General features: G+C 60.3%; 12 protein-coding genes and 1 pseudogene. 7 read left to right on the forward strand and 6 right to left on the reverse strand.

The annotated features are described in order from the left end of the window. Window positions 1-134 precede the first annotated feature (134 nt). The 5 genes from EN852_RS06235 (at window position 135) to EN852_RS43130 (ending at window position 4,629) form a co-directional block, all read left to right on the forward strand. Window positions 135-2,609, forward strand: a complete 2,475-nt coding sequence (locus EN852_RS06235) for an AAA domain-containing protein (protein WP_127874381.1) — start codon at window positions 135-137, stop codon at window positions 2,607-2,609. Window positions 2,610-3,195: 586 nt separating this feature from the next. Beyond that, window positions 3,196-3,636, forward strand: coding sequence for a P-loop NTPase fold protein (locus EN852_RS06245; RefSeq protein ID WP_189545752.1), 441 nt, complete (start codon window positions 3,196-3,198; stop codon window positions 3,634-3,636). Then, a complete protein-coding gene (locus tag EN852_RS06250; protein ID WP_127874379.1) occupies window positions 3,528-4,196 on the forward strand; it encodes a P-loop NTPase fold protein in 669 nt (222 codons plus the stop codon). The genes EN852_RS06245 and EN852_RS06250 overlap by 109 nt, the downstream gene beginning before the upstream one ends. Continuing rightward, the gene (locus EN852_RS06255) at window positions 4,154-4,444 is read left to right on the forward strand and encodes a hypothetical protein (protein WP_127874378.1); all 291 of its coding nucleotides are present in this window, start codon (window positions 4,154-4,156) and stop codon (window positions 4,442-4,444) included. The genes EN852_RS06250 and EN852_RS06255 overlap by 43 nt, the downstream gene beginning before the upstream one ends. A gap of 50 nt (window positions 4,445-4,494) precedes the next feature. Continuing rightward, window positions 4,495-4,629: a hypothetical protein gene (locus EN852_RS43130; protein ID WP_281407777.1), complete on the forward strand. Its 135-nt coding sequence runs from the start codon at window positions 4,495-4,497 to the stop codon at window positions 4,627-4,629. A 90-nt stretch (window positions 4,630-4,719) separates the two neighbouring features. On the opposite strand, the gene EN852_RS42180 is transcribed toward EN852_RS43130, so the two are convergent. Continuing rightward, window positions 4,720-5,328 (reverse strand): S24 family peptidase, encoded by a 609-nt coding sequence (locus EN852_RS42180; RefSeq protein ID WP_246694193.1) that lies wholly within the window; start codon window positions 5,326-5,328, stop codon window positions 4,720-4,722. Between the two features lie 942 nt (window positions 5,329-6,270). Beyond that, window positions 6,271-6,951 carry a recombinase family protein gene (locus tag EN852_RS06265; RefSeq protein ID WP_127874377.1) on the reverse strand — a complete coding sequence of 227 codons (681 nt, stop codon included), beginning with the start codon at window positions 6,949-6,951 and terminating at the stop codon, window positions 6,271-6,273. Window positions 6,952-7,099: 148 nt separating this feature from the next. Here EN852_RS06265 and EN852_RS06270 point away from each other — a divergent pair, with 148 nt between their 5' ends. Then, entirely contained in the window at window positions 7,100-7,294 is a 195-nt protein-coding gene (locus tag EN852_RS06270; RefSeq protein WP_348643423.1) for a DUF3072 domain-containing protein, read from the forward strand. Between the two features lie 9 nt (window positions 7,295-7,303). Here EN852_RS06270 and EN852_RS42185 read toward each other — a convergent pair. The 3 genes and pseudogenes from EN852_RS42185 to EN852_RS42195 form a co-directional block, all read right to left on the reverse strand. Beyond that, window positions 7,304-7,474, reverse strand: a pseudogene (locus EN852_RS42185) (PBSX family phage terminase large subunit); the annotation flags it as partial. 447 nt (window positions 7,475-7,921) lie between these two features. Further along, entirely contained in the window at window positions 7,922-9,931 is a 2,010-nt protein-coding gene (locus EN852_RS42190) for a hypothetical protein (RefSeq protein WP_246694194.1), read from the reverse strand. A gap of 17 nt (window positions 9,932-9,948) precedes the next feature. Then, window positions 9,949-12,726: a winged helix-turn-helix domain-containing protein gene (locus tag EN852_RS42195; protein WP_246694195.1), complete on the reverse strand. Its 2,778-nt coding sequence runs from the start codon at window positions 12,724-12,726 to the stop codon at window positions 9,949-9,951. 214 nt (window positions 12,727-12,940) lie between these two features. On the opposite strand from EN852_RS42195, the gene EN852_RS06290 reads away from it, so the two are divergent. Next, window positions 12,941-13,771, forward strand: a complete 831-nt coding sequence (locus tag EN852_RS06290) for a DUF1194 domain-containing protein (protein WP_189545754.1) — start codon at window positions 12,941-12,943, stop codon at window positions 13,769-13,771. A gap of 183 nt (window positions 13,772-13,954) precedes the next feature. Here the strand turns inward: EN852_RS06290 and EN852_RS06295 are convergent, their stop codons facing one another. Next, on the reverse strand, window positions 13,955-15,142 hold the full coding sequence (locus EN852_RS06295) for an acetyl-CoA C-acetyltransferase (protein ID WP_127874374.1): 1,188 nt from the start codon (window positions 15,140-15,142) through the stop codon (window positions 13,955-13,957). Window positions 15,143-15,248: the final 106 nt, after the last annotated feature.

A 15,248-nucleotide genomic window follows, 5' to 3' on the forward strand; every position in this document is an offset into this window, starting at 1 on the left:
CGCAGCGGTGTGAGACGGGCATTCTTATGGATGTTCATTCGGATCCTCCGATGGATGCTGAAGCGTGGTAACTCCAGTCTCCTCGGTCCGGTCCGAATGGACAACCTCCCGAAAGCTCACAGCTAGCTAGACATGTGAGTGACGCCAATTTGGCTGCCCTTGCGAACCTGGCTGCCGCAAAAATGCCCGCGGTCGGCAAGGCGACTTTCTGGAAATCGCTGGTTGACGCCACCGTTCCTGAGGCCATCGGAAAACAGGCAGCAAACGTATCCGACGATGAAGCCTGGCGGGCCCTGGTTGCCAGCGTGAGATCGTGTGCGCGAGCTGCGGAGTCGGTGCTGGATGCCGAACAGGCATTTGTTTCCGCAACAGGATTGGACGAGCAGATCTGGTTCGGGCATGGGAGACCTGCCCTTGCCGGAGTTGCTAGCCGAGCGCGCCTCGCCGCTGCAAATGCCGGCTTGCTGCCCCAGTGGCTGGACTTCGACCGTTTTCGTCGCTCGTCCGAACAGGGAATAGAACGAGAATTGGTCCATGCCGCCGCAGCCGGCAACCTCTCGACCGAACAATTGGAAGTCAGCCTCGATTTCCTGGTATTCGATACTTTGGCGCGAAAGGCGTTCGCCGACTCGCCCATTTTGCATTCCATCTCCGGAAAGTCGCTCGACACGCTGCGGGAGGAATACCGCTCGCTCGACGCGCAGGTGATGGAGTTTCGTCGCGCCGCGATTGCCGCCAAACTTGTGCAGCGCCGGCCGCCCGAGGGGCGCCAGTCAGGTCTAAAATCCCAGATCACCGAGATGGCATTGCTTCGTGCCGAAATGGCCAAGCAACGTCGGCATATCCCGATACGGCAACTCGTTGCGCGTGCAGGGCAGGCCCTCCAATCGCTGAAGCCTTGCTTCATGATGGGGCCTCTGTCCGTTGCGCAATACATCGCCCCAGGCAGCCTGAAATTCGACCTCGTCATCATGGACGAGGCATCTCAGATGCGCCCGGAAGATGCGATCGGGGCGCTTGCGCGAGGCGGACAGGCTATAATCGTTGGCGATCCGAAACAGTTGCCGCCAACCTCATTTTTCGATCGGATCGCCGAACGGGTAGGGGAGGACGAGGACGACGACGAGATTACGCTGGCCGAAGACAGCAAGAGCATCCTTGAGCTCGCCTCCAGCATCTTCGACCAGCGAATGCTTCGCTGGCATTATCGCTCGCGCCATGTGGCCCTGATCGCGTTCTCGAATCGCCAGTTCTACAAGGACGAACTGATCGTCTTCCCCTCGCCGGCCGGGCAAGCCGATCGTTTCGGTATAGGCTGGAGTTTCATAGCCGATGGGATCACGACGAAAGGCGTTAACCCGGTGGAGGCCCGAGCGGTAGCGGCGGCAGCGGCGAAATTCCTCATCGAGCAACAGAGCCGCAGCCTCGGCGTCGTCGCGATGAACATCAAGCAGGCGCAGCGCATTGCTGACGAACTAGCTGCGATGGCAGATCGCGATCCAGTCCTGGCGAAGGCGCTCGCCGAAGCAGAGAACGAGGCTAGCGGCGAGCCGTTCTTCATCAAGAACCTGGAAAACGTTCAGGGCGACGAACGTGACGTCATAATGATCTCCGTCACATACGGGCCCGCGTCCTCCGGCGGGAGGCCGCCACAGAACTTTGGCCCCGTCAATCAGGAAACCGGGTGGCGACGCCTCAACGTGCTCTTCACGCGAGCCAAGGAGCGGATGGAGATATTCAGCTCCATGCGGTCATCGGACATCTTGCCGAAGGAAGGTACCGACAGGGGCCCGCGCTCGCTGAAGTTGTTCCTCGAATATGCCGGAACAGGCTCGCTGGGCGTGGAGCCAGTTCGGTCGGGCAGGGACCCCGACAGCGACTTTGAGGACGCTGTGCTTGAAGGGCTGCGGGAACTGAACTTCGATTGCGTGCCACAGGTGGGCGTCGCAAACTTCTTCCTGGATATTGGAGTGAGGGACCCGTCCTCCCCAGGCGAGTTCATTGCGGCAATCGAATGCGACGGCGCCGCATATCATTCTGAAAAGTCGGCACGAGACCGAGACCGATTGCGTCAGGAGATATTGGAGAACCTTGGCTGGAACATAATCCGCATCTGGTCGACGGATTGGTTTCGCAACCCCGATGGGGAACTTGACCGAGTCTGCCGAGAACTCAAGGGGCTGATATCGGAAAGAGAAGAGACGCGAGTTCGCAGGGTGCAAAGGAGCGCGGTTTCGGAACAGCCTGCAGCACCCGTCGCAAAGGAACCTTCCGCACCGCCATTGCGACAAGGCACCTTATTCGGCGATCAGGTTACCGGGCGCTCAGCCGCAACGAAGAGGCCATCCGGCGGCATCTCGGTCGAGCAAGCGCGAGCCAAGCTGATTGACCTGCGAGAGCGCACGATCAAGGAGCGGTTCCCTGACGCAGACCCCGCCAGCGGCCTTCTCAGGAAATCGATGCTCGACGAACTTCTGAAGAAGCGCCCAACGGACATGGATGAGTTCCGCAACATGGTTCGGCTCGACCTCCGGCAGAATACTGACGCCGCCCAGGTAAAGGAGTTCAGCGAGCGCGTATTCGATATCGTGGCTGAGATCGACGCCTGATTGCCGCAGGGATGCTGGTTTTCCGGGTTCCGATTTCGCCTCAATATCGGTGAGGCACTTTATGTGACAGCGGCCGGCGTGGCGAGCTTGAAATGCCGAACCCACCCACCCATACAGCGCGGCACTATCAATTGAGCGGCTTCTACGAGAGGAGGCCCTCAAGAAACTCCGAACCTGGATTGATGCCAGATACGAACAGCCGATCCCGTGCCCGTGTTGCAGCCACGCAGAGCAACTTTGTTTGCATCGGCACCAGAGCGCGGAAAGCGACGCGTACAAACAATGCCGGGCGACGCAGTCAATTGCAATTGCACGGCTTATACAGGGCATGCGGGCGCTACCTGATCAATCAGCCTTTGAAGCTCTCTATAAACGATGCTTGATGAACGGCCCGGACATGGCCGCTGGCCTTCCTGACTTTGATGACGGCCTAAATTGCGTGGTTGCACAAGACCCAGCCACGCGAAAAGTGTTCTTCAGTGACGAACAGTAGCGGGCGGACGATCCCAAAAGAGAACGGTGGTTGGCTCGGCAGCGGTCGCGGCGCCTGGCGGTTATCGGCAATACGAACAAGGGGGGGATGATTGTGAGCGAACTAGACGAGATTTGGAGCAAAGATCTTCTGGGCCGGCGAGGCGACGCTGACTTTCTGGAAAAGTTCATAGCCGGTCAGGTGCGAATCAGATTGGAGAAAGGCGCTCACGGATCATTTGCGATCAACATTGATGCCGACTGGGGAGCGGGCAAGACGTTCTTCATAGAATGCCTTGCGAAGCAGCTTCAAAATTCCGGTCACGTTGTTGCGGGGGTCAATGCGTGGCGTGATGACTACCTCGACGATCCTTTCGTTGCGGTGCTTGCCGCCATCGACGAAGCGATTTCGCCTTTCGTGAAGAAAGACAGTGCCATTCAGAGCGCGTGGAAAGGCGTCAAAAAGGGCGCCGCTCCCGTCCTTGGGAGAGTTTTATCGGGGGTAGCGAAAACGGTCGTCAGGAATACGTCGGCGAGGAGATCAATGAGCTTTTAAGGAGCGATCCCGAAATCGCGGGGGATGCGGAGACCCCAAGTCTCATAGGAGAAATTGTTAAGTCGGGCACTGAGAAGGTTACAATCGAGATCGAGAGCATTATCGATCAAGGCACCCAGAAGGTGATTGATCAGTTCAACGGCAAGCGCAAAGCGGCCGATGATTTCCAGACGCGTTTGACCAGCGCTGTTGCGGCAATCGGTCACGAAAAGCCGTTACCTTTCTATGTGATCGTCGATGAGTTGGATCGTTGCCGTCCCTCATACGCAGTTGCCCTATTGGAGAGGGTCAAACATTTGTTTGGCGCCCCAAACATCGCGTTCGTTTTTGCTACCAATTCCGACCAACTTAGGCATGGTATCGCCGGATTGTACGGCCCTGCCTTCGACGGCTTCAAGTACCTGAAGCGATTCTTTGAAACTACCTATCAATTATCGACTCCCGATATCTCCCGCTTTGTCTCAGCAAACGCTCGTCAAATATTAGAGTACGGCCTGCGCGCGCTCCAGGAAACGATGTGGAACGGTTCCTGCAATTTGGATTTGACGCTTACAAGTTAAAAGCGCGAGATATCAAACGAGTTTTGGCGTTGATTGAAAACGTGGTCATTGCTTGGCCTCACATGCGGGTAGTTGACCTATCGTTGTTGCTGCCCCTAGCAATAGCATATTACAAGGAGGGTGACGCCAGCTGGAGCGGCGCTCTTGCGAATATCCCTGACAATCTGATGGTGCACGTCCAAGGCGACAATAGATATCGCGCTTACGATCTGAACATCCAAAATATGTTTCCCGATTCATCAAGATAAACAGTGATAAAACCGCTTTCAAATTGTTCATGGAGCGGGAAAACAACGATATGGAGGACAAGTATGTTTTCGATATCGTGCGTGAGGATTGGGATCGCCTGATGAACGAGGGCCGGCGAACTGTTCACGACGAGCTCGTTGCACTTGTTGCGCACGCCGGCAGCATTACGCCAACCAAAGAGTGAGGCGGGCAACCCCACGCGACGATAAAAAAGCACCCCTGCAATTACCCTCGCAGCATACTGCTGATACTGTCCGCGTCCTGACTATTGAATTCATTGGAGTTGTCGTTCGTTGGACCGGCCCGGCTTCTGTTCGGGTATTTGGTGCTCTCGCGGTAACTCGCTTCGGTTCACCGAGCATTGTACTTCCCCACTCACCCGATGGCAGATCGGCCAGTCGACCCGGCTCTCCGTAAACGTCTTCGCCGGCCGGTACTGCTCCAACGTCCACTCGCAATCGTTCATGCCGACCAGACGCTTGATGATCGCTTCCTCGTCGCAGCGCTCCTTGGGCGGCGTGTGGAAGAACACGGCGTCCGAGTCGCGCGCCGGCTGCAGATGCGGGTTCACAAGCGCGGTGTCGCCGGGCCAATAGGCGGGGATCATGGACTCGCCGCGCACCAGGATGCCGTAGCCGCCGCGGACATTCTGCAGCACTGCCGGCCGTTTCACCCAGTCGATCGCCTCGAAGGTGACGATCATATGGCCTTCGCCGCCCATGGCCGCGGCGTAGATCGGCAGGTCGCGCCCGCCGACCAGCTCGTCGCCGGGGATTATCGGCGTGCGCGAGGCTCTCGGCTTCGGCTCGCGCACGATCGGGGGTCCGGCGCCGGCCGAAATTTCCGAGGAATGTGCAAAGGAACTGGTCGAGATGATCAGCACAGACTAGCCTCCGGCTGATGCAGAGGCTCATTAGCAAGGCTGCATGGAGATCACGGTTGGTAACGTTCCACTGATTCTCTGTCCGGACGCTGTGCCGGCTGCCCGGCGCGAAGCGGCGTAGGCTCCGCGAGCCGAGCCTGACCGACGGTGCAACGGCGGAACGGCCCTTGCCCTTAATGGCCGATCTGCTGCCGTTTATTGGCGGTTAGCCATGTGAAGCACTTCACAAATCGCTAATGCAACCGAGTGGTATGCTTTACAGTCGGAATTTACCGACCGCTCAAAAACTGGGAGAACGTCCATGCCTGGTGAAATCGTCAAGAAAGTGGACCCGTTTGACGAACACAGTATGGCCCACACCTGGAAGCACGGTTCCGGCTTGGAGCCCGGCGGGGGTGATGGCACACAGGATGCTGCTGGATCGCAACCTTATTATGCCAACTGCGGAGATTGTCCGAGGAACGGGATAAACGGCGGCTGGGTAGGGCCAAATCGCGCAACGCGAGCTGAAGCTCAGGCCGATGCTAACGCCCACAACAGGAGCAATCCGGGTCACGGGGCTGTGGTAATGTCGCTGACGTAGTTGACACAACAAGGCCGCTGAACTGCCAGGGCCCGCACCTTGCGAATAAGCCGCCACTTATGCGCCGCATGCGCCACGGACTTACGGTCCGCGGCGTAACCGTTCCGCCACGAGGTCGCCGCCTCACCCCTAGCCGTGAGGCACTGAGGCGCTCAACAGATGGCTGTAGACGCGGTGAACGAGCCGTTACTATCCACAGCTCGGTTTTAGGCAAGGACAGTCTTCGCCGAGTCACGCGGTGCTGAGGCGGCTGAGCGTCGGTCGAGCGCGATAAAGGCTGCGCGCCTTCCGCGCGGTTCGGCGCCTCCATCGGATAGTCCTAGCCAATCCCGACGCCATTTTCCCGCCTATCAAAACCCTCAAGCGCCATTGATCTGGCGCAGCAGCAAATTCCTTACGTTCGAAACCTGCCACTGCCCTCCGCGAGCTGTGCGCACGCCTCGATTGTTGAGTGCGATGGCGAGGCCGCGCAGGCTGGCGATGCCTGATCGTTGAATGGACTCTATGATCGGCAACACGGTCTCAGCGAAACGATCCGCCTCTTCAGCCGAAACCGCGCGCCCCTTTGCTGCGGCTACGGCAGGATTTGTCGGGTTGCCAAGCTTGGCGCCGATGGACTTGCGGGAGGCGAGGGCGGCCTTAGTGCGTTCAGAGATCAGTCGCCGCTCTTTCTCGGCCAGTGCCGCGTAGAGATGCAGCATGAATGGATCAGCATCGGCTCCGAGTTCCGCGACGATGAACGGCACGCGCTGGACCATAAGCCCGGCGATGAATGCCACGTCACGGGAGAGTCGGTCCAGCTTGGCGACGATCACTGGACACTTGGCCTGGCGCGCTCGCGTGAGGGCGGCTGCGAGTTGCGGGCGCCGATCGAGCGCGTCTGATCCTTTGCCAGTCTCGACCTCGGTGAACTCCTGGATGATCAGGAGGCCTTCAGTCTCGGCGAAGCGAGCGACAGCAGCACGTTGTGCCTCGATGCCCAAGCCTGAACGACCTTGCCGCTGGGTTGAGACGCGATAGTAGGCAACCGCGCTGGACATGCACTCAGACTCCGCTGGTGTTCAAACTGCAAACCACCGTTTGCAGTGTGCTCACTATCCACGCAAAGCCAAGTCCGGAGAGGAACAAAAGCAGATCAAAGGCATTCCACCTCCTCAGACGTTGGAGTGTGTCATGCAGGACTCGAATGTGAAGAGCGATCTCAATGTCTCCAAGGACCCCGACGAGTGGGTGAGCGGCGATGATCCGATGACGCCGTCACAGGCATCATACTTGAAGACGCTTTGTGAGCAGGCCGGCGAAGAGACAGACTTCGATGAAAGGCTAAGCAAGGCGGAAGCGTCAAAACGGATCGATGCTCTCAAAGCCAAGCTGAAGCTCTGAGGCAGAAGCTCAGACCACCCAGCTCAAACTTGGCGCCTGATGGGCTAACGGGCGCCTTAGCTCTTCGTACGCTACGCTGATCAAACCAAATGCATCTGCACCATGACTTGACCAATCGTGTTCAAGGCCAAGCCCGATATTGCGGGCCTCGTCGTAATTCCCGTGATACCAGCCGAGGGCATCAAGACCGGGCGAGCAAGTTGCTTCATTGAACCAGAATGCCGTTTGTCCGCTGTGCCTCTGCAATGTTCGTTACGGGCATCGACGCAAGCGTTTCAGACGCGCTGGATGGCTTGGTCCGCTTCTCGACCCAGCTTGCAGAAAGCCGACAGTCTGTTCTCGGCCCCCTTTCCGACTACTAGTCTGATGGAGTTGAGCGAATGGCAGCTTAGCACCTCATTTCGGTCGTTGAGGTCGCCACCGCCGCTTTCCAAAAGCAGACGTCAAAAATGAACGCTTTGGTGATCGTGGTCGGGCCCGACCGCTAATCCGACGGGCAAGCGAAACAGTGACTGTTAAGCGCCACGCCGTCCGGAGGCGGGGCCGATCCGCCCGGTCATCACTTAGGTAAGACGGTTGGAGTTTCGAGCAGCCGGCCCAAGGGGCGAAGTCTGACCGTTGTCGACGCTAGCCCGGACAGGTGCCCTTTGCAGGGTCTTCAGGAAGGAAGAAGCTTCGCCGCTCGCAAGGCGTTAGTTCGCGAGGGACGGTATGGAGGGCGAAGTCAATAAGCTCCTTGGGTGTCTGGAAGAGGCGAACGATGCTCACTCTTTGTTCGCCGGAAATAATCGCGACGTGGTTGCCGTCGGCGCTGAGAGCTGCACGTGTAAAGCCCGGTCGAAAGGTTGCTCCGTCCTGGCTGCCAAGGACGGCAAGCTGGCGCCCCGATTGCGCCGCCCATAGCCGCACCGTTCGATCTTCGGTCGACGCGGTCACGACATACAAGCCATTGGGGCTGAACTCGGCGCTATCCAGCGCGCCGCTGTGGCCCCTAAGAACCTTTTCCAGATCGCCTGAGACGCTCCATATCCGGGCGGTTCCATCGCGCGAAGCGGTTAGCAACGACTGACTATCGGGACTGAAGGCGACCGCCGTGACCGCGCCGGTATGTCCCTCCAGCGTTCTGACGCTTATTCCCTCCGTGGTCGACCAAATTCGGGCCGTGTGGTCGAGTGAGCCCGTTGCGACCAGTTGACTGTTCGGGTTGAAGGCCGCTGCCGTGATGCGATCCCGATGCCCAACCAGAGCCCTGAGTTCGGCTGCGCTCGTCGTCAAGAGGCGTCCCACATTGTCTTCCCTGGCCGAGAGGATCAGACGTCCGTCAGGGCTAAGAACGGCTTGGGGCAGATTGCTGCTTGTCGCGATGACGTCCAGCTCCGTGCCGGCCGTCGCGTCCCGCAGTTGGGCGGTACCGTTGATCCATGCGCAAACAAGCGATTTGCCATCGCGACCAAACTGGATCTTGATCAGTCCGGCATCTGATCGGAACTGGGCGGTCTCGTGTCCCGTGGCCACATCAAAAATTCGGACCACGCCCTCAAGAGATGCTGTGGCGACGCGCTTCCCATCTGGGCTGAACGAGGCGCTTTGAATGATCTCATGCGTGTCGAGGCGGATTATCTCGCGCCCGCTCACGACATCCCACAGGTGCGCCGCGCTGTCGCCGCCGCCGGTAAGCAGGTGGACGCTGTCGGGGCTGAAGACCGCGAAAGTCGGCCGATATTTATGTGAGAGCGCCGTCGTCAGGGCGCCGTCGACATCCCAAAGCCGAGCGGTGCCATCGTGTGAAGCAGTCAGTAGAATGTTGCTGTCGACCGGGCTGAATTCCAAATGCTCGACCAAGGCTTCATGACCGGCGATCGTCGTCACCAACGAGGCCCGTTCAGTGTCCCAGATGCGGATCGGCCCATTGATCGAGGTCGTCGCAAGGAAGCGGTCGTCATGGGAGAAGGCACCGTTCATCTCCACATCGCGTTCATCTGTGTCGATGTCAGGCTTCAACCCCGAAACCTCTTGGCCGAGCACCTCATCCAGCGTTCCCAACGTTCCATCCCAAATCCGGGCAGTGCCGTCGAGGGATACCGTGGCGATCCGTTGACCCCCGTGGCTGAAAATCACGCCGTTTAATTGCATGTCGCTCTTGCTGCCGGCGAACTTTGCGATCTCCGTTCCTTTTGACACATCGAAAAGGCTGGAAGTGTCGCGATGTGAATGCCAGCCCCACGGGCCGGCCAGCATCCGGCTTCCGTCCGGGCTGAACGCCAGGGTGTATGGCCAGGAGGTCACTCGGATCGACTGCGTCAGTGCGCCGTCCGCGGTATTCCAGATAGACACAGAATGCTTGCCTGCCGTCGCGAAGCTGCGGCCGTCTGAACTGAAAGCAGCACGCGTATATGCGTCGCTGCTTACAGCCAGGACTTTCTTTCCGGTCCGAGCATCCCAAAGCGTCGTATTGCTGTTCTCCCCCGCCGTCAGCACCCGGGTGCCATCCGGGCTGAAGATTGCCGTCGGGTAATTGCCTACCGGCCGCAGGATGGAGAGCTGCTCTCCCGAGACGGCGTCCCAGAGACGTGCGGTGCCGTCCCTCGCGGCCGTCAGGATACGGCTTCCGTCGGGGCTGAATTCGGCCCTCTCCACGGCCCCATCATGACCCTTTAGAATTGCAGTTTCGGCACCGCTGGAGACGTCCCAGACGGCTGCAGTTTTGTCGTAGGATGCGGTGCGACGCGATCGCCTGTAGGATTGAATGCCGCATGCGCCACACCGCCGCCGGAGCGGAGAATTTCGATCTGCCGGTGCGCCAGCAGAGCCTTGTAGAGAGCTGCCTCCGCTTCAAAGAGATATGGCCGCTCGGGTTGCTCTTTCGAGGGTAGGGCCTCAAGCGCCAACCGGATCGCAGCCTCTGTGTTGCCTGCCGCGGCGGATCGCTCCGAGAGGAACGAGAGCGAAAGGAACTGATTGCGTAGCGCCTGATCGCGTTGGCCTCTTGCTTCCTCCCGCGCTTTAAAGGCGACCAGTGCGCCTGCACCCGCCATAAGAGCGAGCATTATTGCCACGACAGCGGCGTTCCGTGTCCGCCGGGCAAGCCGGTTTGCTGCGGCAGCCGCGAGGCTCCGGCGTTCGGCCTCGCGCTCCAGGCGCTCGCGTTTTGCCTCTTCGGCAGCCGCGACCAGCGCTAGCTCTGCCTGACGATCCTTCTCCTCCTTCTGCCGATGGGCACGCAAGGACTCCTCGATGTATTCAAGGACGGCAGCGTCGACCTCCTCCCGCCTTGAAAGCATCAACTCTTCGCCCTCCGCCAGGCGTTTGCCGGAGGGAAGGAGAAGCTCTCGATTCCTGCTTTCCAGGTGCCATCGTTGGGCGTCGGCCCGCAGGCGTTCGCGCGTCGCGATAAAGGTCCGGTTTGCATTCACAATGTCAGCGGCGCGCGGCCAACGGCTCAACAGTGCTTCATGCGCTAGACGAACAAAAACACGCCCCGCGGCGTCCTCGTCGCTGACGAGGAGCCGTGCGTCGATCAGGGCCCTGACGAGGGCCGATCGCGCGGGAGTGCCCGCAACTTCGGTATACGAGGCCGGACGTGCCGTGACTGTTTCATCGCCCAGGCTCGCAGTGGTGAGGGCGCGCAGCACCGCGGGCAAGGCCTCCTGGATGCCGGGCGCCAGCAAGTCCAGGACTTCGTCAGCGCGGCGCGCGATTGCGCCTTCGAGCCCGCCGAGCGCACGATAGTGCGCAAAGGTGAGAACGCGTCGGTCGCCACTGGCTTGGTACAACGCGTCGAGGACAAACTCGAGAAGCGGCAATGATCCGGGATCGGCAGTTGCTGCCGCCTGCAGCACGTCATCGAGCCGCCCCAACTCGGCACTCTCCTCGAAGCGGAGCCCGGCCACGACCGCAGGTTCGCGGATCATCTGCGCGATCTCTGGGCCGGTTGGTGGCAGAAGTTCGTAGCTGGCGAGGCCGTCCTTGAGCGCCGAGAAACCTTGGACCTCACCGCAGCGGTGAAAGAAATCCGAACGGATCGCCGCTATCACCCAGACCAGTCCGCTCGCGGCCAGCACAGCCATGAACCGCACAAGGGCCTCGCGCGTCGCCGGCTGCTTCTCCGTCGTGAACAGCTCCTCCAGTTGATCGATGACCACAAGCAGTCTGATCTGCGAGCGGGCCGGCCCGGCGGCCTTGCGAAGTGCCTGTCGGACCATCGCCAGGGCTCGATCCGGCCTGTTCCTGCAGAGTCGAGCAAACTCCGCGGCCGTTGCTTCTGAGGACAGCTCCGGCACAGCAGCGTCGTGAAGCAGCGCCGCAGCCAACACAGCGAATGCATCCGGTCCCTCGGAGAGGCGGATCAGGCAGCGGCGCCACAAGGATATGCCTGCCACGGCTCCAGGTCGCGTCAATGACGGCAGCAGGCCGGCGCGCAGGAGCGAAGACTTGCCACAACCGCTCATTCCGTAGATGAGCAGGAATGCCGTGCCGCTTGCTGCCTGCTGCTCCAGTCTGGCCGCGCAGGCGGCAATCGCCCGGGCTCGGCCGAAGAATAGATCGGCATCTTCGAATTCGAAGGCATCGAGACCGCGAAATGGCGACCTGACCGGCTCCTCGGACGCAAGACATACGCCGTAGATGCGCAAGGCACGGGCGACATCCTTCAGTTTGTGCTCGCCGAGATCGATGAATTCCAGCGAGAGGTGGTCCTGAGCCTGGGCGCGGACCGCTTCCGTGATGCAAATCCCGCCGGGGCGTGACAAGGTTTGAAGATGAGCTGCGACCTCGATGGCCTCGCCCCTGAGGTGGTCACCCTCGGCGACGACGTAACCGAGATCAACGCCGATGCGGAAGCGCATCTGCTTTGTCTCGGGAACCTCGCAGTTCCGCCTATCGACCTCATGCTGGATCTCGTTCGCACACCGCAGTGCCTCGACAGGGCCAGCAAACTCCGCAAGGACTGTCTCGCCGACGCTCGCGAAGACACGACCGGAATGTTTTATCAGCAGCCGATCAAGGACCTCCCTGTACGCCGGGGTAGGTGCAGCAATGCTCCGCTCATCCTTGCCTGCCGGCCGGACTTCGGCGGCCAATTCTGCCGCCAGAATTGTAATCAATCTTGGTCCGGCATTTGAGGGAAGGACCAACCTGTAACCGCGCCTCGGCACTGTCTGCACGACGGCCTGGCGACTGTCGTTGAGCGCCGCACGAATCTCGTGAATGCATTGGACCAGGCTGTCATCGGTGACGGCTAGCCCATTCCAGACCGCCTTCATCAGCTCGTCCTTGGTGATGACGCGATCAGCGTTCTCCAGAAGGTGGCGAAGTACCGCGAAGGTCTGGTGGCGAACTGCGATTGTCCTGTTGAACTGGTCGCGCAAGGTCTCCCTGCTCACGTCGGCGGTCACGCCGTTGAGCACGAACGTCGTGGGCGGCGAGCTGTTCAAGCCGGTTCCCCTCAAGCACGAAGCCGCAGTCCCATACTAGCACGGTTTCGCGCTGCGCAGAGTGATCATCATCCAGACCGTGTGGGGAGCGCGGATTTCGGCGAATGATCGTAAGCCGTTCGTGACTTGGCAAATGCCCCGGACCGACAATTTCACATTCCATTGTCGGTAAGAGGGGTTCGCTATGGACTGCTTAGTACGGATTGCTGCAAGCATGGGTGCAAGACCGGTGCTGCGGCTCACGGGCGCCTTCCTGCTCACCCTGATCTTCGCGACCGCGCCACAGGCTCACTCGACGGGCCGTCCCACGGGCGGCCTGGCCGAAGTCGATTTGCAATTGATCCTTGCCGTGGACGTCTCGCCGTCGATGAGCAGAATTGAGCAAAAAGTGCAGCGCAACGGCTATGTTGATGCCTTCCGCCACGCTGACATCGCGATGGCAATCAGGGCCGGAGAACTGGGAAGAATAGCGGTGCTCTATCTGGAGTGGGCGGGCCCAAATCAGCAAACCGTCATCGTGCCGTGGACCATTGTCGAAAGCCGCGAGGACGCTCTGACTTTGGCGGACAGGCTCGCTGCTCTGTCGTTGACTGAAGGCCGCGGAACGTCGATTTCCGCCGCATTGCAGGCCGCGAATGGACTGTTCGCAAAGAGCGGCTTGCGCAGCCCGCGCCGTGTTATTGACGTCTCTGGCGACGGACCCAACAATGCCGGAGCACTCATTGACCCCATCCGGCAGCTTCTTCTGGCGGAAGGTGTGACGATCAACGGGCTGCCTATCGCACTACCCCGCATTGGCGAGGCCGACGGGTTTGCGCGGTACGACCCCTCCAGCCTGCAATCCTATTTCGAGCGCTGCGTCATCGGCGGACCGGACGCATTCGCAATCGGCGTCACCGACGCCGCGATGTTCGCCACAGCGGTCCGTCGAAAGCTGGTTCGTGAAATCTCCATGAACGTGGATCAGGTGATCTACGCCGCGTACACGGAGCGTTCCGGCCGCACGGTCGATTGCAACATGATTGGTCAGTTGCCAGGTCGATAGGCTGCCCGCAGTCAAACAGGGCAGGTAGCAAAAACGGCGATTAACGCCGTCAAAGGAACTGAAGGGCTGCTCGTCGATAAGTTCGTTCCGAACCGAAAAGGCAAGTTTTGGCCCCGAAGATGACATGGCAGCTTTGCGCCGCATGTCGGCCATAAGCTAAGCACTTCCGTTAGTCTATAGCTGTCAAGTCGTGCCTGACCGCTCCAGGCAGATTGCAACGCCCTGGCCGCCCCCGATGCAGAGCGAAGCCAGCCCTTTTCGCGCATCGCGGCGGACCATCTCGTGCAGCAGCGTCACCACGATGCGGCACCCGGAGCCGGCCAATGGATGTCCAAGCGCGATGGCGCCGCCGCTCATGTTGATGACGTCCTCGTTCCAACCCATCTCGCGGTTGACCGCTATGGCCTGTGCGGCGAAAGCCTCGTTGATCTCCATCACATCGAGTTCGGACGCGCGCCAGCCAGTCTTTTCGAGCGCCAGGCGTGAAGCAGCGACGGGGCCGAGGCCCATATCCATAGGTTCGACGCCGGCGGACGCATAGGAGGCGACGCGGGCGAGGGGTGTCAGGCCGAGTTCCTTCATCCGCGCTTCAGACATCACCAGCACCGCCGCGGCGCCGTCGTTGAGACCGGAGGAGTTGCCGGCCGTGATCGTTCCAGCCGCATCGAACACCGGTTTCAACCGGCCGAGGCCTTCCATGGTGATAGATGGATTGGGATGCTCGTCACGGTCGACAATGAGATCGCCCTGCCTGGTCGTTATCGAGATCGGGACGATCTCTTCGTCGAATCGACCGGCCCGGATGGCGGCGTCCGTTTTCTCCTGCGAGCGCAGCGCGAACCTGTCTTGTTGCTCGCGGGTGATCTGGTAGCGCTGCGCCAGCGCCTCGGCGGTCACACCCATATGCACCTGATGGAAGGCGTCCCACAGCCCGTCGGTGATCATGGAATCCTTGACCGTGCGGTCGCCCATGCGGATGCCGGCGCGGACGCCGGAAACGACATGCGGCGCCGAGGTCATCGAATCCTGCCCACCGGCGATCACGCAATCGGCGTCGCCGCAGCGAATGGCCTGGGCTGCGAGATGGATCGACTTTTGGCCGGCGCCGCACACCTTGTTGACGGTCATGGCGGGTACGCTGACCGGAAGGCCGGCCTTGAGCGCGGCCTGCCGCGCTGGGTTCTGCCCGGCGCCTCCGGTCAGCACTTGGCCCATGATCACCTCGCCGACAGTGTCGGGCGCGAGTCGCGCCTGCGCCAGCATCGCCTGGATAAGCTGCGCCCCCAGCTCCGCCGCCGACAGGCTGGCGAACACGCCGTTCAGCTTGCCGATCGGCGTCCGATTGGCCGCAACGATATAAACGGCGTCCATTCCAGCCCTCCCAAAAGCCGATTGCCGGCCTGCGATCATCGCTTGACATTCTGGTTATAACCAATAATCTGAAACGCATCGGCAGGCAAGGCTGCGGCATCGAGTC

The sequence above is a fragment of the Mesorhizobium sp. M2E.F.Ca.ET.209.01.1.1 genome (assembly GCF_004010375.2).
In the GTDB taxonomy this organism is placed as follows: domain Bacteria; phylum Pseudomonadota; class Alphaproteobacteria; order Rhizobiales; family Rhizobiaceae; genus Mesorhizobium.